The following is an 18,457-nucleotide window of genomic DNA, read 5'->3' as shown; positions in this document are numbered from 1 at the left end:
GGGGCACCAGTGGCGCATCCAGTGCAGGAGACCCGCTCCAGCGTCGGGCTGCATGTGAACGGCCGGCGCTACGAGCTCGACGTGGACCACCGGGTCACCCTCCTGGACCTGCTGCGGGAGCACCTCGGCCTGACCGGCGCCAAGAAGGGCTGTGACCACGGCCAGTGCGGCGCCTGCACCGTCCTGGTCGGCGGCCGGCGCGCCAACAGCTGCCTGCTGCTCGCCGTCGCCCACGACGGCACCCGGGTCACCACCGTGGAGGGACTGGGCGGCGACGGAACAGGCGGCCTGCACCCGTTGCAGGAGGCCTTCGTGGAACGGGACGCCTTCCAGTGCGGCTACTGCACGCCCGGTCAGCTCTGCTCCGCCGCCGGCCTGCTCGCCGAGACGGCCGCCGACCCCGGGGCCGCGGACCTCAGCCGGTCCGGGATCGCCGAGGCCATGAGCGGCAACCTGTGCCGCTGCGGCGCGTACCCCCGCATCGTGGACGCCGTACGGGACGTGGCCGCGCTCTCGCAGGCCGCTGCCCCGGCCCAGGCTCCCGGTGACGGGCGGGGGGTCGCGTGAAGCCGTTCGCGTACGTGCGCGCCACCGGCCTCCCCGAGGCCATCGCCGCCCACGGCGCGCGGCCCGGCTCCCGCTACCTCGGCGGCGGCACCAACCTCGTGGACCTCATGAAGCTCGGGGTCGAAGCCCCCGACACCCTCGTCGATCTCGCCGGCCTGCCGCTCGGCTCCGTCGAGGAGACCGCGGACGGCGGCCTGCGGATCGGCTCCGGGGTGCGCGGCAGCGACCTCGCGCTCCACCCCCTCGTCCGCACCCGCTACCCCGCCCTGTCCCAGGCGCTCCTGGCCGGTGCCTCCGCGCAGCTGCGCAATGTCGCCACCACCGGCGGCAACCTGCTCCAGCGCACCCGCTGCCCCTACTTCCAGGACGTGGCCAAGCCCTGCAACAAGCGGGAGCCCGGAAGCGGCTGCGCCGCCCGCGACGGAGTCCACCGCGACCACGCAGTCCTCGGCCACTCCCCGCAGTGCATCGCCACCCACCCGTCCGACATGGCCGTGGCACTCGTCGCGCTCGACGCGGCCGTCGAACTCCAGGGCCCCGGCGGCGCCCGTACGGTGCCCGCGACCGCTTTCCACCGGCTGCCCGGCGACCACCCCGAACGGGACACCGTCATCGAGCCCGGCGAAATCGTCACGGCGGTCACGCTCCCGCCGGACCGCGCCGGCCTCCCGTCGGGCTACCGCAAGGCCCGCGACCGCGCCTCGTACGCCTTCGCGCTCGCCTCCGTCGCCGCCGTGCTCGACATCTCCGGGGGACGCGTCCGCCATGTCGCGCTCGCATTCGGCGGGCTCGCCCACCGCCCCTGGCGCGCCACCGCCGCCGAGGAACGGCTGCTGGGCGCTGCCCCCACCGAGAGCGCCGTACGGGAGGCCGTCGAGGCCGAGCTCGACCGGGCGGAGCCGCTGCGCGACAACGCCTTCAAGGTCCCCCTCGCCCGCAACCTCGCCTGCGACGTCCTCAACTCCCTCTCGGCGAGTGCCCTCTCCCGCGGCTCCCGCTCCTGAAACGTCCCTCCGCCCCGCCGGCCCCGATCGCGAGGACCCGCCATGGACTCCAGCCCCGCCGCCCCGGCGCCCTCCCTCGGCAGCCCCGCCACCCGGCTGGAGGGCCGGGAGAAGGTCACGGGGAAGGCCCGCTACGCGGCCGAGTACGCCCTGCCGGACCGGGCGTACGCGTGGCCGGTGCCCGCCACCGTGGCCCGTGGACGCGTCACCGCCGTCGACACCGCTGGCGCGCTCGCGCTGCCCGGCGTCCTCGCCGTCCTCACGCCGTACGACGCGCCGCGGGTGGGCCCCGCCGACGACCCCACCCTCCGCGTGCTCCAGGACCCCGAAGTGCCCCACCGCGGCTGGTACGTGGCCCTGGCCGTAGCCGAGACCCCGGAGGCCGCCCGGGCCGCGGCCGCCGCCGTCCGCGTCCGCTACGACGCCGAGCCCCACGACGCCGTACTGCACAGCGGCCACCCGGCCGCCTACACCCCCGAACAGGTCAACGGCGGCTATCCGGCCCACCGCGAGAAGGGCGACGCGGCGGCCGCGTTCGCCTCCGCGCCGGTCCGGGTGGACTGCGCGTACGCCGTACCGCCGCTGCACAACCACCCCATGGAGCCGCACGCCGCCACCGCCCACTGGGACGCCGACGCCGGCACCCTCACCGTGTACGACTCCAGCCAGGGGTCCGGACTCGTACGCTCCACTCTGGCAGCTCTCTTCGAGCTGCCCGCGGACCGCGTCACGGTGGTCTCCGAGCACGTCGGCGGTGCCTTCGGCTGCAAGGGCACCCCCCGCCCGCACGTCGTCCTCGCCGTCATGGCCGCACGGCACACCGGCCGTCCCGTCACCCTCGCCCTGCCCCGGCGCCACCTCGCGGCCGTCGTCGGCCACCGCGCGCCCACCCTGCACCGCGTGCGCCTGGGCGCCCGTGAGGACGGCACGCTCACCGCCCTCGCCCACGAGGTCACCACCCACACCTCCCGCGTCCGGGAGTTCGTCGAACAGGCCGCCGTCCCCGCCCGCGTCATGTACGCCGCGCCCGCCCTCCTCACCACCCACCGCGTCGTGCCCCTCGACGTGCCCACGCCCTCCTGGATGCGGGCGCCCGGCGAGTGTCCCGGCATGTACGCCCTGGAGTCGGCCATGGACGAGCTGGCCTGCGCCCTCGGCATCGACCCGGTCGAGCTGCGCATCCGCAACGAGCCCGGCGCAGAACCCGACAGCGGCCACCCGTTCAGCAGCCGCCATCTGGTGGAATGCCTGCGCGAGGGAGCCGCCCGGTTCGACTGGGCCGCGCACCGCACGCCGCGCCGGGACGGCCCACTGCTGATCGGCACCGGGGTCGCGGCCGCCACCTACCCGGTGTACGTCGCCCCCTCCTCGGCGCGGGCGCACGCCCTCCCCGACGGCAGGTACCTCGTGCAGACCAACGCCACCGACCTCGGCACCGGCGCGCGCACCGTCCTGGCGCAGATCGCCGCCGACGCGCTGCGGGTCGCCCTGGACCGGGTGACGGTGGAGATCGGGCACTCCGCGCTGCCGCAGGGCTCGGTGGCCGGCGGCTCGGCCGGTACGGCCTCCTGGGGCTGGGCGGTCCACGACGCCTGCACCAGCCTGGTCGCCCTGCTCGCCCGCCGCTCCGGCCCGATCCCGGAGGCCGGAGTGTCCGTCCCCGCCGATACGACGGCCTCCGCCAAGCAGAAGTCCCCCTACTCCAGGCACGCGTTCGGCGCCCACTTCGCGCAGGTGCAGACCGACACCGTCACGGGCGAGGTCCGGGTCCGCAGGCTCCTGGGGGTCTTCGCCGCGGGCCGCATCCTGAACCCGCTCACCGCCCGCTCCCAGTTCGTCGGCGGCATGGTCATGGGTCTGGGCATGGCCCTGACCGAACACAGCACCATGGACCCGGCTTTCGGGGACTTCACCGAGAACGACCTCGCCTCCTACCACGTCCCCGCTCACGCCGACGTGCCCGACATCGAGGTGCACTGGCTGGACGAGCACGACAAGCACCTCAACCCGCTGGGAGGCAAGGGCATCGGCGAGATCGGCATCGTCGGCACGGCGGCGGCCATCGGCAACGCCTTCCACCACGCGACCGGCCGCCGGATCCGCGAACTCCCCCTCACCCCGGACCGCGTCCTGGCGGCCCTCGGCTGAGGAAGCCCGAGCGCGTCCGGAGCCACGATCGGCTCCGGGCGGCCGCGGGGCCGGTGGGGGCGGGGGCCGTCGAGGTACCCCGAGAACCGCGCGGGACATCGAGTCCGTCGGTTCAGGAAGCCCGGATCGCCCGGTCGATCTCCGCGCCGGTACGGGCCACGACGACGGGCCACTCGTCCCTGAGGGAGGCGGGCAGAAGCTCGCGGTCCTCGTTCTGCCGAATCATGGTCGGCCCGCCCGGAACGACGAGCACGGCATCCAGCCGTCGGAGCAGGGCGGCGAGGAGGTCCATGATTCCGTCCCCTCCGAATCGGTTGAAGGTGATTCCGGTGGGGCTGTTGAAGTACACACCTGCCTCCTCTCCCTCCGCCGTACTCACCAGCAGGAAGTCCGTCTCGGGGTCCCGCACCACCGCATGGGGCTCGAGGACCTCGCGCGCGGCACTCATGTCCAGCGTCGCCGGCTCGCCGTTTTCGAACCGGCACACGAAGATGTCAAAGCTCACGGACTGCTCTCCCCCACAGAGAATCACGAACGCCGGGCCGGCCCACGCCGGCCGGGTCAGTTGCCGACCGACCGCCAGATGCGGTCGGGCAGTTCGCGGGCGGCTTCCTCCAGATCGAGGTCCCCCACGGTGAGCCAGCGCCGGACGACGGCGACGACCGGGCCCAGGGCGAGGGACTCGATCAAGGGGGCGGGGAGCGAGGCGAGTTCGCCCGACTCCTGGTGCGCGTGGATCCAGAGGGTGATCGGTGTGAGCCGGGCCTCCTGGGTGTCCCGGATCTCGCGCGCGCGGGCCATGCCCAGGCGGTCCGCGGTGACGGAGTGCACGAGGCGGGCCGCGTCGGGATGGGCCTGTACGAAGTCCAGGTAGGCCAGGACGACGGCCCGGACGCCGGAGCGGGCGTCGGTGGCCTGGAGCAGCGCCGCGCCCAGTTCCTTCAGGAGCTGTTCCAGGGAGCGCAGCGCGAGGGCGGCGACCACCCCGTCCAGGCTGCCGAAGTGGTGGTAGATGCTCCCGGAGCTGACCGAGCTGGTGCTGGTGATGGCTCCGAGGGTGAGACCGGCTTCCCCGGACGAGGCGTAGAGGCGGAGCGCCGCGTCCAGGACCTGTTCGACAGTGGCTTCGCCGCGTTGTTGCTTCGGCATCGGGCAGGCGTCCTCGGTCTCTTCACGGCGGCGGATCACCTCAGATCCTCGTCGGGTTGAGCCTAAAGCACCATTACTAGATTTTTTTCTAGAAAGACTTTCCATTCTGTGAGCGGGGGGCCCACACTGGGCTGCGCCTCGGCCGGAGGGTTCCCGTGGAGCGGAGCCGCCGCGCGCGGCAACGGGTGCGACCGCGGGGGCGGTTCGGATACGAGGAGGGGGAGACATGGTGTTCCACGTGGAGTTACCGATCGGTGGGGTGGGCGGGTCACAGGACGTGGTGCGGGTCGAGGTCGTGGAGAGCGGCGAGGACGGCCTGGTCCGGGTGGCCCGGCCGGGGCAGGTGATGGCGCGCGCCTCACGGTCGCTGGGGGAGATGGTGACCGGGATCCGGCCGGTCGCGCAGAGTTTCGTCGACGGGTTCCGCGGTATGGCCCAGGCGCCCGACGAGCTCAACCTGGAGTTCGGGCTGTCGATCTCCGCCGAGGCCGACGTCGTGATCTCCAGTACGGCGGCCGAGGCCAACTTCAAGATCTCGCTCACCTGGACCCGCTCCCCGTCCGACGGCTCGGCCGCAGGCCCGGCCGCCGACTCCGCTGCCGGCTCCGTCGCGGCGGAGCCGGCGCCGTGACGGGGCCGCAGACCTCGGAGGGTGTCGGCCCGAAGGCCCTGAACGCGGCGGTGCTGCGGATCCGCGACCTGCGCGGGGATGCCGTCGGCCTGGGCTTCCTGATCTCCCCCGAGCTCGCGCTGACGTGTGCCCACGTGGTGTCCGCGGCGCTCGGCACGCCGCAGGACGAGGAGCCCGGGCCCGGCTCCCGGATCCGCGTCGACCTTCCCCTGATGTCCGCCTTCGCCCCGGACGCCGCCGGGGTGACCGCGAGCGTCGAACGCTGGCTTGCGCCACGTGAGCCGGGCGGCGGGGACATGGCGGTCCTCCGGCTGGACGCCCCGCTGCCCGGCGCCCACCCCGTGCGGCTGATCGAGGCCGAGCGGGTGTGGGGGCATCCGGTACGGGCCTTCGGCTTCCCCGCAGGCCGCCCGGGCGGAGTCTGGCACTCCGGAGTCCTGCGGGAGTCACAGGCCTACGGATGGATACAGGCGGACCTGGCCGACGGAGGCTACCCGGTCTCCCGCGGGTTCAGCGGCACGCCGGTCTGGGACGAGAACCACGTCGGCGTGGTCGGCATGATCGCCGTCGCCGAGTCGGGCCGGCCCCCGGTCAGCTACCTGATCCCGACGGCCGGCATCCTTCAGGCCTGGCCCGAGCTGCGCCCGCTGGCCCTCCCGCCCTCGCCGTTCCGCAGCCTCACGGCGTTCCGGGAGTCCGACGCCCCGCACTTCCACGGCCGGCGGGCCGAAAGCGACGAGCTGGACCTCGCGCTGGCCGGCGAGCAATGGGTGGCCATCGTCGGCGCCTCCGGATCCGGCAAGTCCTCCCTGGCGCTGGCCGGGGTCGTCCCCCGGCTGCGGCGGTCGGGGGCGGCGGCGGTCGTCGTACGGCCGACCCACGGCAGCAGTCCCCTGGCCGTCCTCGCGGCCGCGCTGCTGCCCCTGCTGGAGCCCGGGCTGTCCGAGACGGGGCGCCTCGCCCGGATCTCCGAACTGACCGGGGTACTGCGCCAGGGCGGCCTCGCCGACATCGTGGCCCGGGTGCTCGATCTGTCCGGCAGCCGTCGACTGCTCGTCGTGGTCGACCAGTTCGAGGAACTGCTCGCTCTCGCTCCGGAAGCCGTCGACGAACTGGCCGGTGTCCTGTTCGACGACGCCCTGCCGCAACCGGTCCGGGTCCTCACGACGTTACGCGCCGACTTCCTGGAGATGGCACTGGCGCATCCCCGGCTCGGGGCCGTCATCGGCCGGCGCGTCCACGCCCTCGGCCCCCTGGGCCCCGAGCGGCTGCGCGAGGTCGTGACCGCGCCCGTGGACGCGGTCCCGGCGGTGCGCTACGAAACCGGCCTCGTGGACCGCATCCTGCAGGACACCGGTACCGAGCCGGGCGCGCTGCCCCTGCTGGGCTTCACCCTCGACCTGCTGTGGCAGAAACAGCGCGGAGGACTGCTCACCTACCAGGCCTACCAGGACCTCGGCGGTGTCACCGGGGCGCTGAGCCTGCACGCCGATCAGGTCTGGGCCGAGTACGTCCCCGAAGGGGACGAGCCGGCGGCCCGGCGGCTGTTCACCCAGCTCATCCGGGTCCCCGTGGGATCACCGGCCGCGACGCGCCGCATCGCCCTGCGCACCGACCTGGGCGAGGAACAGTGGCGGATCGCCCAGCGGCTCGCCGCCACCCGGCTCCTGGTGACCGGCCGCAGCGCCGAAGGCGGGGAGACGGTCGAGCTCACGCACGAGGCCCTGATCAGCGGCTGGGAGAAACTGGCGCGGTGGGTCGAGAAGGACCGGGCCTTCCTGGTGTGGCGGGAGTCCCTGCGCCACGACATGGACCGCTGGGAGCGGGCCGAGCGTACCTCCGAGCTGCTGCCGACGAAGGTGGCCCTCGCGGGCGCCGACCAGTGGCTGCCCGGGCGCGCCGACGACCTGAGCCCCGGGGAACGTGCCTACCTGGATGCCGGGCGCGCCCACCAGCGCTCCCGGGCCCGCCGGGTGCGCGGCGCCTGGTCCGCGGTCTCCTTCATCGTGATCGCGGCCGTCCTGCTGGGGTCGCTGTTCCTCGTCACGCGGCAGGAGAGCCGCAGACGCGACGCGCTCGCCACCTCGCGCGCCCTGACGCAGGCATCGCAGGACGCCGCGGCCACCGACCCCGCCCAGTCGGTGATGCTCGCGCTCGCGGCGTACCGGACCTCGCCGACCCAGGAGGCCCGCAACCAGCTCCTGCGCCAGCACCTGGCGTACTCGGACAAGAGCCGTGTCGTCTCGGGCCTGCTGGGAACGGTACGGAGCCTGCAGACCAGCCTCGACGGCGACGTGGTGCTGGCCACCTCGAAGAACGGCAGGGCGATGCTCTTCACGGGCGTCACCACCGGCAAGGTCCGCAGCGCGCAGGTTCCCTCGGTCGGGCAGGTGAAGTACCCGATGGTCTCGGCCGACGGGAAGCGGGCCGGCTACGTCCAGGAGGACGGGGTCGCCGCGTGGTTCCCGGTGCACGCCGACCGTGAGGAGCCGATGGGCGAGCTGCACAAGCTGGCCGCGGCCCCGGGAGCGGCCGTCGGCACGGAGAAGGGGCTGGACCCCTCCATGTCGGCGGACGGGACACTGATCGTCCACCGGGTGCTGGACCACCTGGTCTGGTGGGACCTGGACAGCGGCGCCATCGCCCGCTCGACGCGCGCGCCCACGGACCGGAACGACGGCAGCAACGACGACCTGTGGATCGGCGCGGACAACCGGACCCTGCTGCTGCGGCGGGGCGGACCGGGCGAGAACGACACGGCCCTGCTCGCCTACGACCCGGCGGCCGACGCGACGCGCGTCGTCGCCGGCGAGGTGGCCGGCATCGAGCTCTCCGGGGACCGGACGGCGGCCGTGGTGTGCAGCAAGCGGGGCGACGGCACGGCCCTGCGCCTGGTGCGGATCTCCGACGGCGCCCCGCAGGGCAAGGAGTACAACGAGCAGGACAAGCGGTTCAAGTCCGGAATCTGCCTTCCGCAGGCGGTCGGCACGGACGGCACGCGGGTGGCGCTGTGGTTCGACGACACGCTGCGCCTGGTCGACCTGCTCCAGGACACGGTGGTCTCCACCGTTCCCTCACCCTCCACGCGCTGGTCGCGGCAGCTGGCGTCGGCCGACGGCAAGCTCTACTACGTCGGGTTCAAGGACTCCCTGATCACCTACACCGAACTCCCCACCGGAGAATCCGTACTCCAGGTGGGCCAGCAGATCCTCACCCACGACGGCGGCCGCACGATCAGTGTGCTCGCCGACGGATCCGCGCTGCAGGTGCGGCCCACGGCACCGGGCACCGACGACCGGCTCATCGCCGAGGCCCCGCGCCGGACGCCGTACCGGAAGCCGGCGAGCACCGACCTCCTGAGGCTGAGCAAGGACGGACGCCTGCTCGCGGACCAGGAGGGGCCCAACGTGGTGTCCGTCCTCGATGCCTCCACCCTGCGCCGGCTGGCCACCATCACCGCGGCCGAACCGCCCGCCCCGGCCGCCACCACGTCGCCGCCGATCCTCGGTGGCAGCGAGGAACCGGACTTCCAGCACTTCTTCGACGTCGCCGGCAACGTCCTGACCGTCTCCGGGACCCTGGTCCAGCAGTGGGACGCGCGTACGGGACGCGAACTCGCCCACTACGACGCCAAGGCCCTGCTGCCCACCACGGGATCCGCGCCGCATACCGGTATCGGCCCGTACCCGGCCCCGAACAAGGTGACCGTGACCGTCTGGGGCGACCCCTCGGTCCGCATCGTCGACCTCATCACGGGCACCGTCACGGAGACCGTCCGCACCACCGAGGACGTCCTCGCCGTGCAGTTCGACCCCAGCGGCCGCTACTTCGGGCTGATGCGCCGGGGATCGATCGTCGAGCTGTGGCGGCGCGACCCGCTGCGCAAGGAGATCGGTCCCCTGCGCAGCACCGCCGAGGACTCCGCCACCCCGACCGTCACCCAGTTCCTCGACGGCGACGGCCACTTCCTGATCGCCGCGAACAACGCCGTGCGGACGTACGGCATCGAGGAACGCGCCCTCCTGGAGTCGTACGAATTCGGTCAGCCGCCGAGCGGGGCCTCCACCTCCGTCTTTGACTCCTCCGCACGTCCGTACGCCTTCATGGACATCTCCAAGGACGCCAGGACGGTGATCTACGCCGACCCCGCGGGTCCCGGCGGTGTCCTGCCGCTCGACCCCCGGGCGTGGCAGCGCGACCTGTGCAAGGCCATCGGCAACCGGACGTTCACCGCCGAGGAGCGCAGGAGCCTGCCGGTCCGTATCCCGGCGCAGCCGCTGTGCGCACCGGTCTGAGGCGCCGGGGCCGGCGCCGATCCGCCGGGCTCGCGAGCCCGGCGGATCCTCAGGCCTCCGTCGTACCGGGGTCCGCGCTGCCCGCGCCCTGGGAGCCCTGCTGCTCCGCGGCGATCTTCGCGCGGACCTCGTCCATGTCGAGGTCCCGGGCCTGGCGGATGAGGTCCGTCAGGGTCGCCTCCGGCAGTGCGCCGGGCTGCGCGAAGATGGCCACCTGGTCCCGGACGATCATCAGCGTCGGGATCGAGGTGATCTGGAAGGCCCCGGCCAGCTCCTGCTGCGCCTCGGTGTCCACCTTGGCGAACACGAGGTCGGGATGGGCCTCGGAGGCCCGCTCGTAGACCGGGGCGAACTGCAGGCACGGCCGGCACCAGCCCGCCCAGAAGTCGATCAGCACGAACGGGTTCTCGCTGACCGTCTGGTCGAAGTTTTCCTTGGTGAGCTCGACTGTAGCCACGGTGTCCAGACCTCCTGATTGAGCCGTCTGCTCCCTTGAACGAACGGCCTGCCTTCCGCATTCCGCCTCTGCGGGGGTGCCGTCGCGACACCCCCTAGAACGGGTGGCCGGCGGGGGTGCTGCGGGCCGTGGTCCAGCGCAGTTCCGTGAAGGCGTCCAGGTTCGCCTCGCCGCCGAAGCGTGCACCGGTGCCGGAGGCCCCGACTCCGCCGAAGGGGGCGACGGCCTCGTCGTTGACCGTCTGGTCGTTGATGTGCGCGATCCCGGTCGGGATCCGCTCGGCCAGGTCGAGCCCGCGCGCCGCGTCCCGGGTCACGATCCCGAGGGAGAGGCCGTAGGGGCCCGCCGAGGCCAGCGCCACCGCCTCCTCCTCCGTCGCGAAGGACCGTACGGGCGCCACCGGGCCGAAGACCTCCTCGGTGTAGGCGGGGGTGTCTTCGGCGACGCCCGCCAGGACGGTCGGCCGGTAGAAGAGGTCCCGGTGCGTGCCGCCGGCCACGAGCTTGGCCCCCTGCCCGGTGCTGGCCTCCACCAGGGCGCGGACACGGTCCAGCTGGGCGCGGTCGATCAGCGGGCCCAGGTGGACCCGCTCGCGGTACGGGTCCCCCACGGCCAGTTCCTCGGCGCGCGCGGCGAGCCGCTCGACGTACTCGTCGTAGAGCGAGGCGTGCACGAGGTGCCGCCCGGCGGTCATGCAGATCTGGCCCTGGTGGAAGAAGGAACCCCAGGAGGCCTGGGCCACGGCGGCCTCGATGTCGGCGTCGCGGAGCACGACGAGGGCGGAGTTCCCGCCCAGCTCCAGGTGCACGCGCTTGAGGTGACGGCCGGCCAGTTCCCCGACGGAGCGGCCCGCGGCGGTGGATCCGGTGAAGGACACCACCCGCACGTGCGGGTCGGCGACCACCGCGGCGCCCGTCCCGGCGCCGCCGGGCAGGACCTGCAGAAGCCCGCCCGGCAGCCCGGCGGCGGCGAAGACCGCGGCGAGGGCGAGGCCGCCGCAGACGGCGGTGCGCCGGTCCGGCTTGAGCAGCACCGCGTTGCCGAGTGCCAGCGCGGGCGCGACCGAGCGGATGGCCAGGATCAGCGGGGCGTTGAAGGGGGCCACGACCCCGACCACCCCGGCCGGCACCCGGCGGGTGAAGGACAGCCGGGGCGCCTCGCTCGGCAGCACCTGCCCCGTGGGGCGCGAGGCGAGCGCCGCGGCCTCGTAGCACTCCTGCGCGGCGACGTGCAGCTCGAAGTCGGCCTTGCCCGGTATCGAGCCGGACTCGCGGACCAGCCACTCCCGCAGCTCGTCGGCGTGGGCCGTGAACAGGTCCCCGGCGCGGCGCAGCACGGCCGCCCGCTCCGGGTGGGCGGCGCGCCCCCAGTCCCGCTGCGCCGCGAGGGCCCGTACGGCGGCCTCCGCCACATCGGCGGGCGCGGCGAGGTCGATGGTGGCGAGGGTGCGGCCGGTGGCGGGTTCGACGACCGGGGCGGGGCCGCCGGTGAGGGTGGGTCCGTCCTGCCAGAGCGTCGGATCGAGGAGCGGCATGGCGCGGGGCCTCCGGGTGGGGATGGGCGGGGCGGGGGGCGGCAGCACGCGCCATCGTGCCAGACCGGAGGCTCCACATCTGTTCAGTTATTGGGCAGTTGACGCCGAGCGGTGACCGGAAACGATCGACGCCCGTGTGGCACCGGCCCGGGTCAGCGCTCCAGGACGAGCGCGATGCCCTGCCCGACCCCGATGCACAGGGCCGCCATGCCGGTACCGGAACCCGCCGCCGCCAGCTGGTGCGCGACCGAACCGGCCAGGCGGGCGCCCGAGGCGCCGAGCGGATGGCCGATCGCGATGGCGCCGCCCCGCGGGTTGACCACGGCCGGGTCGAGCTCCGGCCAGGCCGCGAGGCAGCCCAACGCCTGCGCGGCGAAAGCCTCGTTCAGCTCGAAGGCGGTCAGATCGGCAAACCCGCGGCCGGACTTGGCGAGCGCCCGCTGGACGGCATCCACCGGCCCCAGGCCGAAGAGCTGGGGCTCGATCCCGGTGACGGCGGACGCGCTGATCCGGGCGAGCGGCTCCCGGCCGGTGGCCGCCAGGCCCTCCTCGTCGGTCAGCAGCAGTGCGGCGGCGCCGTCGTTGAGCGGGGAGGCGTTGCCGGCCGTGACCGTGCCCGTGCCGTCCGTCCGGAAGGCCGGCTTCAGGCGGGCCAGCGCCTCGGGCGTGGAACCCTCCCGGATGCACTCGTCCCGCACCAGGTCCACGCCGGAGTACGGGACGACCTCGTCGTCGTACAGCCCGGCGGACCAGGCGGCCGCCGCCTTGCGGTGGCTCTCCAGGGCGAAGGCGTCCTGCGCGTCACGGGTGATGCCGTGCTTGTCCGCGACGAGTTCGGCTCCCTCGCCGAGCGAGCCGGTCCACTCCTCGGGCATGCGCGGGTTGGTCATGCGCCAGCCCAGGGTGGTGGACCACATCTGCTGGTGCCCGGCCGGGAAGGCCCGCTCGGGCTTCTGCACGACCCAGGGGGCGCGGCTCATCGACTCGACCCCGCCCGCGATGGCCACGGAGGCGTCACCAAGCGCGATGGCGCGGGCGGCCTGGATCACGGCTTCGAGGCCCGACCCGCAGAGCCGGTTGACGGTGACCCCGGGGACGCTCACCGGCAGCCCGGCCAGCAGCACCGCCATGCGGGCCACGTCCCGGTTGTCCTCGCCCGCGCCGTTGGCGTCACCGAAGACGACGTCGTCGATACGGGCCGGATCGAGGTCCGGCGTACGCTCCACCAGCGCGCGCACGACGTGCGCGGCCAGGTCGTCCGGCCGGACCCCGGCGAGGGCGCCGCCGAACTTGCCGATCGGGGTGCGGACGGCGTCGACGACGTACACGTCGCGGACGGTGCGGATGCTCATGGGGTCTCTCCTGGGCGGATCCGTACGGGCGGTGGCGCGCCGGTGCCGGTGTGGACACCGGGGCACGCCGCCGGGCACGCCCGGTGGGGCGCGCCCGCAGTCTCCGTCCGCACGTCACCGCCTGTCAACGGCTCCCCGGACCTGGGCCGTGTCCGCAAAGTCCCGCCTGCCCCGCGACGCCTGGCACCGCACCTCATCCCCCGGACTCCGTCATCCCCCAGACCCCGTCCGGGGGGACCCCCAGGCTGCCGGGCGCGCCCGAGTACGTCCCGTACACGGGCGGCCCTCCGCCCGGGGGCACCTCCCAGCGGTAGCGGGGGGAGATCCAACGGCGCCAGACGCCGCGGGGCCCGCTCTCCGGGCGGCCGGCGCTACTTCGCGGACACGGCCTACGCCGCCCCTTCCGGATCCTGCCGGGCCCGGGCACCGTCAGGTCGACTCCCGGGGGACGGCTGCGGCCGCCATCAGGTCGTGCCGCTCGGTGACCTCCGACGGCTCGCGCACCGCGTGGTCCACCAGCGTGGCCAGATCGGCGCCGGTCGGCATCTCCAGGCGTACGGTGCTCAGCCGCGGCCGCAGCAACCGCCCGATCAGCAGGTCGTCGGCGCCGATGACGGCGACGTCCTCGGGGACGCGCAGCCCCTCGTCCTGGAGGGCGCGCATCAGCAGCATCGCGTACTCGTCGTTGTACGCGAACGCCGCGTCCAGCCCGAGCCCGCGCCAGCGGGCGGCGAGGGCCGCGGCCGATTCCTCGGAGTAGGCCATGGGGAGGGCCGTGACCTCGGCGCCCGCCACCGACCGGGCGCCCGTGAGCCGGGGCACGGAGAACAGCTCCAGGCCCTCCTCCTCCGGAACGACCACACCGATCCGCCCGCGTCCGCGCTCCACGAGATGGGCGGCGGCCCGGACCCCGACCTCCTGCTGGTCCATGACGAGCGCGTGCGCCCCGGGCACGCCGACGGGCCCCATCGTGATCACCGCGCGGGCTCCGGCCCGCTTCAGGGTGGCCACGTTGCGTGCGGAGAGGGTGATCTCGCCGAGGGAGATCACGGCCACCGGGCGCAGTTCCGCCCAGGCCCGCACGGCCTCGTCGCCGCTGAGTCCGAGGCTCCCGTACTGCACCACCGTGTAGTCGAGGCGGCGCAGCGCCCACTGGAGTTCGTTGAGGAAGGTGCTGTAGAGCGGCCCGACCGGCACGTGGGAGGTGGGCAGCAGCACGATCCTGGTGTGTCCGGCGCGCAGGCTGCGGGCGGCGGCGTGCGGGACGTACCCGAGCTCCTCGGCGGCCTCGCGGACCTTGCGGCGGGTCGGTTCGCTGATGCGTACGGCTTCCGCGTTGTTCAGCACGTACGAGACCGTCGCGCGCGAGACGCCGGCGAGGCGGGCCACGTCGGCGCTCGTCGGAACGGGGGGCGGCGGCGGGGTGGCCGATCCGGAGGCCGGGTCGGTCGGCTTCGGCGATTTCGATGACTGAGACATTGCCGTGGCATCTTTCCAGACCGATCACGCCCGAGGGCTAGCGGATGGCCGGAAACGAATGCTACACAGTGGTTACACGAGTCATTGACACGTGTAACCACGGCGTCACATCCCTCTACGGCCGATGTGTCGACGCCGTGCCCCGCCGTGCCGCCGTCCTGTCGCGCTCCGTCGCACCCCCGCCGTCGCGACAGGGCGGCGCGCACCCCTGCGCACCCCACCCCGCACGTCCCTTTTCCCTTATCCGCCCGCATCAGCCCAGGAGGGCACCGTGGCCCTTTCCTCCCCCGGCACCGGCTCCGCCGCCACCACCACCGACGCGTCCCCCGGACCCGGCCCCGGACCGGACCCCGCACGGCGCGGTCTGCTGTCCCTGCTGCTCGTCGGCAACAGCGCGATGTACGCGCTCTACATCGGCGTGGCCGGCGTCCTGCTCGCGCTCCAGGTCGAGGACATCGATCCGGCGGACAAGGTGGCGAACTTCGGCCTGATCGCGGGGGTCTCGGCGATCTTCGCCACGGTCTTCAACCCCGTCGCCGGCGCCCTGTCCGACCGCAGCGGACGGCGCAATCCCTGGATCCTCGGCGGTGGACTCGCCGCCGTACCCGCGATGTTCCTGCTGGGCCTCGCCGACACGATCCTGCTGATCACGATCGCCTGGTGCCTCGGGCAGGCCGTCATGAACGTCTACCAGGCGGCCATCACCTCCGTGGTCCCCGACCGGGTACCCCTGGACGCCCGCGGCAAGGCCTCCGCGGCCGTGGGCCTCGGCCTGCCCTTCGGCTCCACCCTGGGCGCGCTCGTCGGCGCGGCCTTCTCCGAGGACTACCGCACCGGATACCTCGTCTTCGGCGCCCTCGTCGCGGGCGCCGCGGTGCTCTTCACCGCCTGCGGCCGCGAGCAGCGGCTCCCGGCCCGTGCCCCGATGCCCGTCAAGGAGCAGCTCGCCGCCTTCACGAGCGCGCTGCGCGACCACGACTTCCGGTGGGCCTTCATCGGGCGGGCGCTGCTCGTCCTCGGCTACTTCGCCGTGAGCGGCTACCAGCTCTACATCCTGCAGGACCACACCGTGCTGCCCGCCGGCATGAGGCCGGAGGCCGCGGTGGCGGTGCTGATGCCGCTGACCAGTGTGGCGATGGTCGTCTCCACGGTCCTCGGCGGATATCTGTCGGACCGGTTCGACCGCCGCAAGCTCTTCGTCGGCGCTTCCGCGCTGCTGTCGGCCGTCGCACTCGTCATCCCGGCCGTGTCGACCAGCTGGACCGCCATGCTGTCCTTCGCCGTGGTCAACGGGCTGGCGTTCGGGTGCTACATGGCCGTGGACACCGCTCTGGTGACCATGGTGCTGCCCAAGGCCGAGGACGCCGCCCGCGACATGGGCGTACTCAACATCGCCAACGCCGGCCCGCAGATCATCGCGCCGTTCGTCGCCTCGGTGGTCGTCTCCCTCAGCGGCGGCTACACCGCGCTGTTCGTCGTCGCGGCCGTGCTGGCCGTGGCGGGGGCCCTGGCCGTGAAGCCGATCCGCAGCGTGCGCTGACGCGCCGGCGCCCTGCCGCGCCGACCGGCACGCCGCACCGGCGGCCCGCACTCTCCGCACGTTCCGCGCTTCCCCACCTCGACCGACGTCCACCACCGAGAAAGGCACACCGTGTACCTGCACACCCAGACCTGGGGCGAGGGCGACCGCGTCGCCCTCCTGATCCACGGCATCATGGCCGACCACCGCACCTGGCGCCGGGTCGGCCCCGCACTCGCCGACCACGGCTACCGCGTCATCGCCGTGGACCTGCGGGGCCACGGCGCCAGCGGCCGCGGCGAGTACAGCCCCGCGCTGTTCGCGGACGACGTGGTCGAGACGCTCCCGGCCGGCGCCGAACTCGCCATCGGCCACTCCCTCGGCGGCCTGACCCTGTCGCTCGCGGTGGACCGGCTGCGGCCCGCGCGGGCCGTGTTCTCCGACCCCGCGTTCCACCTGGCCGCCCCGGCCGAGGGCTTCGGCCCCGAGGTGCTCGCGCAGTTCAAGACGGCGACCAAGGAGCAGATACGGGCGATGAGCCCGCGCTGGGAGGAGGTGGACGTCGACATCGAGCTGGAGACGCTGGCGGTCTGGGACGAGCGGACCGCACTGAGCCTCGCGCCGCTGGTCGGCGCCGACCTGATGCCGCCCGCACCGGTGGTCCCCTCCCTCGTGCAGCTCGCCGATCCGAGCGTCCTCATCGACGAGGAGCGGACGCGACTGCTCAAGAGCCGTGGCTTCGAGGTGCGTTCGGTCGCCGGGGCGGGACACACCATCCACCGGGACGACTTCGACGGGTTCATGGCCTCCCTGGAGGGCTGGCTCTAGAACCATCCGGCCACTCCCCACTACGGTCTCCCTACCGACCGGTAATGGGGAGTGGTACGCGATGTCCGATTCAGCTGTTCCGACGGCCTCCGGCCTGGTCGACATGGTCGGCGCCCTCGCCGAAGGAACCGTGTCGGCGCGGCGGCTGACCGAGGAGGCACTGCGCCGGATCGCCGCGGCCCAGCCGGAGCTCAACGCCTTCCGGACCGTACGCGCCGAGGCCGCGCTCGCCGAGGCGGACGCGGCGGACCGGCGGCTGGCCGCGGGCGAGCGGCTGCCGCTGCTGGGCGTGCCGCTGGCGGTCAAGGACGACATGGACGTGACCGGGGAGCCGACCGCCTTCGGCTGCGCGGGGGCCTTCGCCCCGAAGACCGCCGACAGCGAGGCGGTACGCAGGCTGCGCGCGGCCGGCGCCGTGATCGTCGGCAAGACCCAGACGCCGGAGTTGGGGCAGTGGCCCTTCACCGAGGGCGAGGCCTTCGGTGAGACCCGCAACCCGTGGAACCCGGCCTACACGCCCGGCGGCTCCTCGGGCGGCTCGGCGGCGGCCGTGGCGGCGGGCCTGGTTCCGGCCGCCCTGGGCTCGGACGGGGCCGGCTCGGTCCGGATCCCCGCGGCCTGGACCCATCTGGTGGGTGTGAAACCCCAGCGCGGGCGCATCTCCACCTGGCCGGAGCCGGAGTCCTTCCACGGGCTCACGGTCAACGGCGTACTGGCCCGCACCGTCGCCGACGCGGCGCTCCTGCTGGATGCCGCGAGCGGCCCGCACCCCGAGGACCTGCACCGCCCGGCACGAATCTCCGCGGTCGAGGCGACCCGGCGCACGCCCCGTCGGCTGCGGATCGCCCTCTCCTTCGCCATGGCCTTCACGGCGACGCCCAAGTGCCTGGACCCGGAGGTCCGTTCCGCCGTGGAGCGGCTGGCCGCGCGGCTGGAGTCGCTGGGCCACGAGGTGATCCCGGAGGACCCGCGCTACGGCCCGATCGGCCTGACCTTCGTGCCCCGCGCGACCAGCGGCGTACGGGACTGGGTGGCGCGGGTGCCCGATCCCGCGCTGCTGGACCCGCGCACGCACGAGGCCGTACGGACGGGCCGCGTCCTGGGCGGGCTCGCCCTGCGGGCCTCCCGCAGAGCGGAGACGGCCCTGCGGCGGCGGGTCGGCGAGGTCTTCGACCGCTTCGACGTGGTGCTGACCCCGACGACGGCCACCCCGCCCCTGCGGATCGGCGCCCTGGCCGGGCTGGGGGCCATGGCCACGGACCGGGCGATGATAGCGGCCTGCCCGTACGCCTGGACGTGGAACGTGCTGGGCTGGCCGGGGGTGAACATCCCGGCGGGCCTCACGGCCGACGGCCTGCCGATGGGAGCCCAACTGCTGGGCCCGGCCGACTCGGAGCCGCTGCTGCTGGGGCTGGCCGCGCAGGTGGAGGCGGCGGAGGACTGGGCGGCGGTGCGGCCGGGCCGGTAGGCGGCGAGCCCTTCCGCTCCTGTAAG

14 protein-coding genes are annotated in these 18,457 nt (G+C 73.9%); 8 read left to right on the top strand and 6 right to left on the bottom strand.

The genetic code is table 11. The features are described 5' to 3' along the window. Positions 1-9: 9 nt before the first annotated feature. From ACFY0D_RS13540 to ACFY0D_RS13530, 3 genes are read left to right on the top strand one after another with little or no spacing between them, the layout of a single operon-like run. The gene (locus ACFY0D_RS13540; protein WP_390798487.1) at positions 10-567 is read left to right on the top strand and encodes a (2Fe-2S)-binding protein; all 558 of its coding nucleotides are present in this window, start codon (positions 10-12) and stop codon (positions 565-567) included. Then, a complete protein-coding gene (locus ACFY0D_RS13535; protein ID WP_390798486.1) occupies positions 564-1,571 on the top strand; it encodes an FAD binding domain-containing protein in 1,008 nt (335 codons plus the stop codon). Before ACFY0D_RS13540 ends, ACFY0D_RS13535 begins: the two co-directional genes overlap by 4 nt. Positions 1,572-1,613: 42 nt before the next feature. After that, positions 1,614-3,719: a xanthine dehydrogenase family protein molybdopterin-binding subunit gene (locus tag ACFY0D_RS13530; protein WP_390798485.1), complete on the top strand. Its 2,106-nt coding sequence runs from the start codon at positions 1,614-1,616 to the stop codon at positions 3,717-3,719. Between the two features lie 112 nt (positions 3,720-3,831). Here the strand turns inward: ACFY0D_RS13530 and ACFY0D_RS13525 are convergent, their stop codons facing one another. Both ACFY0D_RS13525 and ACFY0D_RS13520 read right to left on the bottom strand, forming a co-directional pair. Continuing rightward, positions 3,832-4,224, bottom strand: a complete 393-nt coding sequence (locus tag ACFY0D_RS13525) for a hypothetical protein (protein ID WP_390798484.1) — start codon at positions 4,222-4,224, stop codon at positions 3,832-3,834. A gap of 56 nt (positions 4,225-4,280) precedes the next feature. Beyond that, positions 4,281-4,868, bottom strand: a complete 588-nt coding sequence (locus tag ACFY0D_RS13520) for a TetR/AcrR family transcriptional regulator (RefSeq protein WP_390798483.1) — start codon at positions 4,866-4,868, stop codon at positions 4,281-4,283. A gap of 226 nt (positions 4,869-5,094) precedes the next feature. Here ACFY0D_RS13520 and ACFY0D_RS13515 point away from each other — a divergent pair, with 226 nt between their 5' ends. Continuing rightward, positions 5,095-5,499 (top strand): CU044_2847 family protein, encoded by a 405-nt coding sequence (locus tag ACFY0D_RS13515; RefSeq protein ID WP_390798482.1) that lies wholly within the window; start codon positions 5,095-5,097, stop codon positions 5,497-5,499. Then, positions 5,496-9,794, top strand: a complete 4,299-nt coding sequence (locus tag ACFY0D_RS13510) for a trypsin-like peptidase domain-containing protein (protein WP_390798481.1) — start codon at positions 5,496-5,498, stop codon at positions 9,792-9,794. The genes ACFY0D_RS13515 and ACFY0D_RS13510 overlap by 4 nt, the downstream gene beginning before the upstream one ends. A gap of 49 nt (positions 9,795-9,843) precedes the next feature. Here the strand turns inward: ACFY0D_RS13510 and ACFY0D_RS13505 are convergent, their stop codons facing one another. The 4 genes from ACFY0D_RS13505 to ACFY0D_RS13490 all read right to left on the bottom strand — a co-directional run bounded on the left by ACFY0D_RS13505 (position 9,844) and on the right by ACFY0D_RS13490 (position 14,616). Beyond that, positions 9,844-10,251 carry a thioredoxin family protein gene (locus ACFY0D_RS13505; protein WP_390798480.1) on the bottom strand — a complete coding sequence of 136 codons (408 nt, stop codon included), beginning with the start codon at positions 10,249-10,251 and terminating at the stop codon, positions 9,844-9,846. A 94-nt stretch (positions 10,252-10,345) separates the two neighbouring features. Further along, complete coding sequence (locus ACFY0D_RS13500; protein ID WP_390798479.1) at positions 10,346-11,785, bottom strand: aldehyde dehydrogenase family protein; 1,440 nt, start codon at positions 11,783-11,785, stop codon at positions 10,346-10,348. Positions 11,786-11,937: 152 nt separating this feature from the next. Further along, positions 11,938-13,137, bottom strand: a complete 1,200-nt coding sequence (locus ACFY0D_RS13495; protein WP_390798478.1) for a thiolase family protein — start codon at positions 13,135-13,137, stop codon at positions 11,938-11,940. A gap of 429 nt (positions 13,138-13,566) precedes the next feature. Continuing rightward, positions 13,567-14,616, bottom strand: a complete 1,050-nt coding sequence (locus tag ACFY0D_RS13490; RefSeq protein WP_390798477.1) for a LacI family DNA-binding transcriptional regulator — start codon at positions 14,614-14,616, stop codon at positions 13,567-13,569. 271 nt (positions 14,617-14,887) lie between these two features. On the opposite strand from ACFY0D_RS13490, the gene ACFY0D_RS13485 reads away from it, so the two are divergent. The 3 genes from ACFY0D_RS13485 to ACFY0D_RS13475 all read left to right on the top strand — a co-directional run bounded on the left by ACFY0D_RS13485 (position 14,888) and on the right by ACFY0D_RS13475 (position 18,431). Next, a complete protein-coding gene (locus ACFY0D_RS13485; RefSeq protein WP_390798476.1) occupies positions 14,888-16,156 on the top strand; it encodes an MFS transporter in 1,269 nt (422 codons plus the stop codon). Between the two features lie 111 nt (positions 16,157-16,267). Further along, the gene (locus tag ACFY0D_RS13480) at positions 16,268-16,963 is read left to right on the top strand and encodes an alpha/beta fold hydrolase (RefSeq protein WP_390798475.1); all 696 of its coding nucleotides are present in this window, start codon (positions 16,268-16,270) and stop codon (positions 16,961-16,963) included. 61 nt (positions 16,964-17,024) lie between these two features. After that, complete coding sequence (locus tag ACFY0D_RS13475) at positions 17,025-18,431, top strand: amidase (RefSeq protein WP_390798474.1); 1,407 nt, start codon at positions 17,025-17,027, stop codon at positions 18,429-18,431. Positions 18,432-18,457 lie beyond the last annotated feature (26 nt).

This window comes from Streptomyces sp. NPDC001502 (assembly GCF_042894785.1).
Lineage (GTDB): Bacteria > Actinomycetota > Actinomycetes > Streptomycetales > Streptomycetaceae > Streptomyces > Streptomyces kutzneri.
This window is presented reverse-complemented; position numbering and strand designations above follow the sequence as displayed.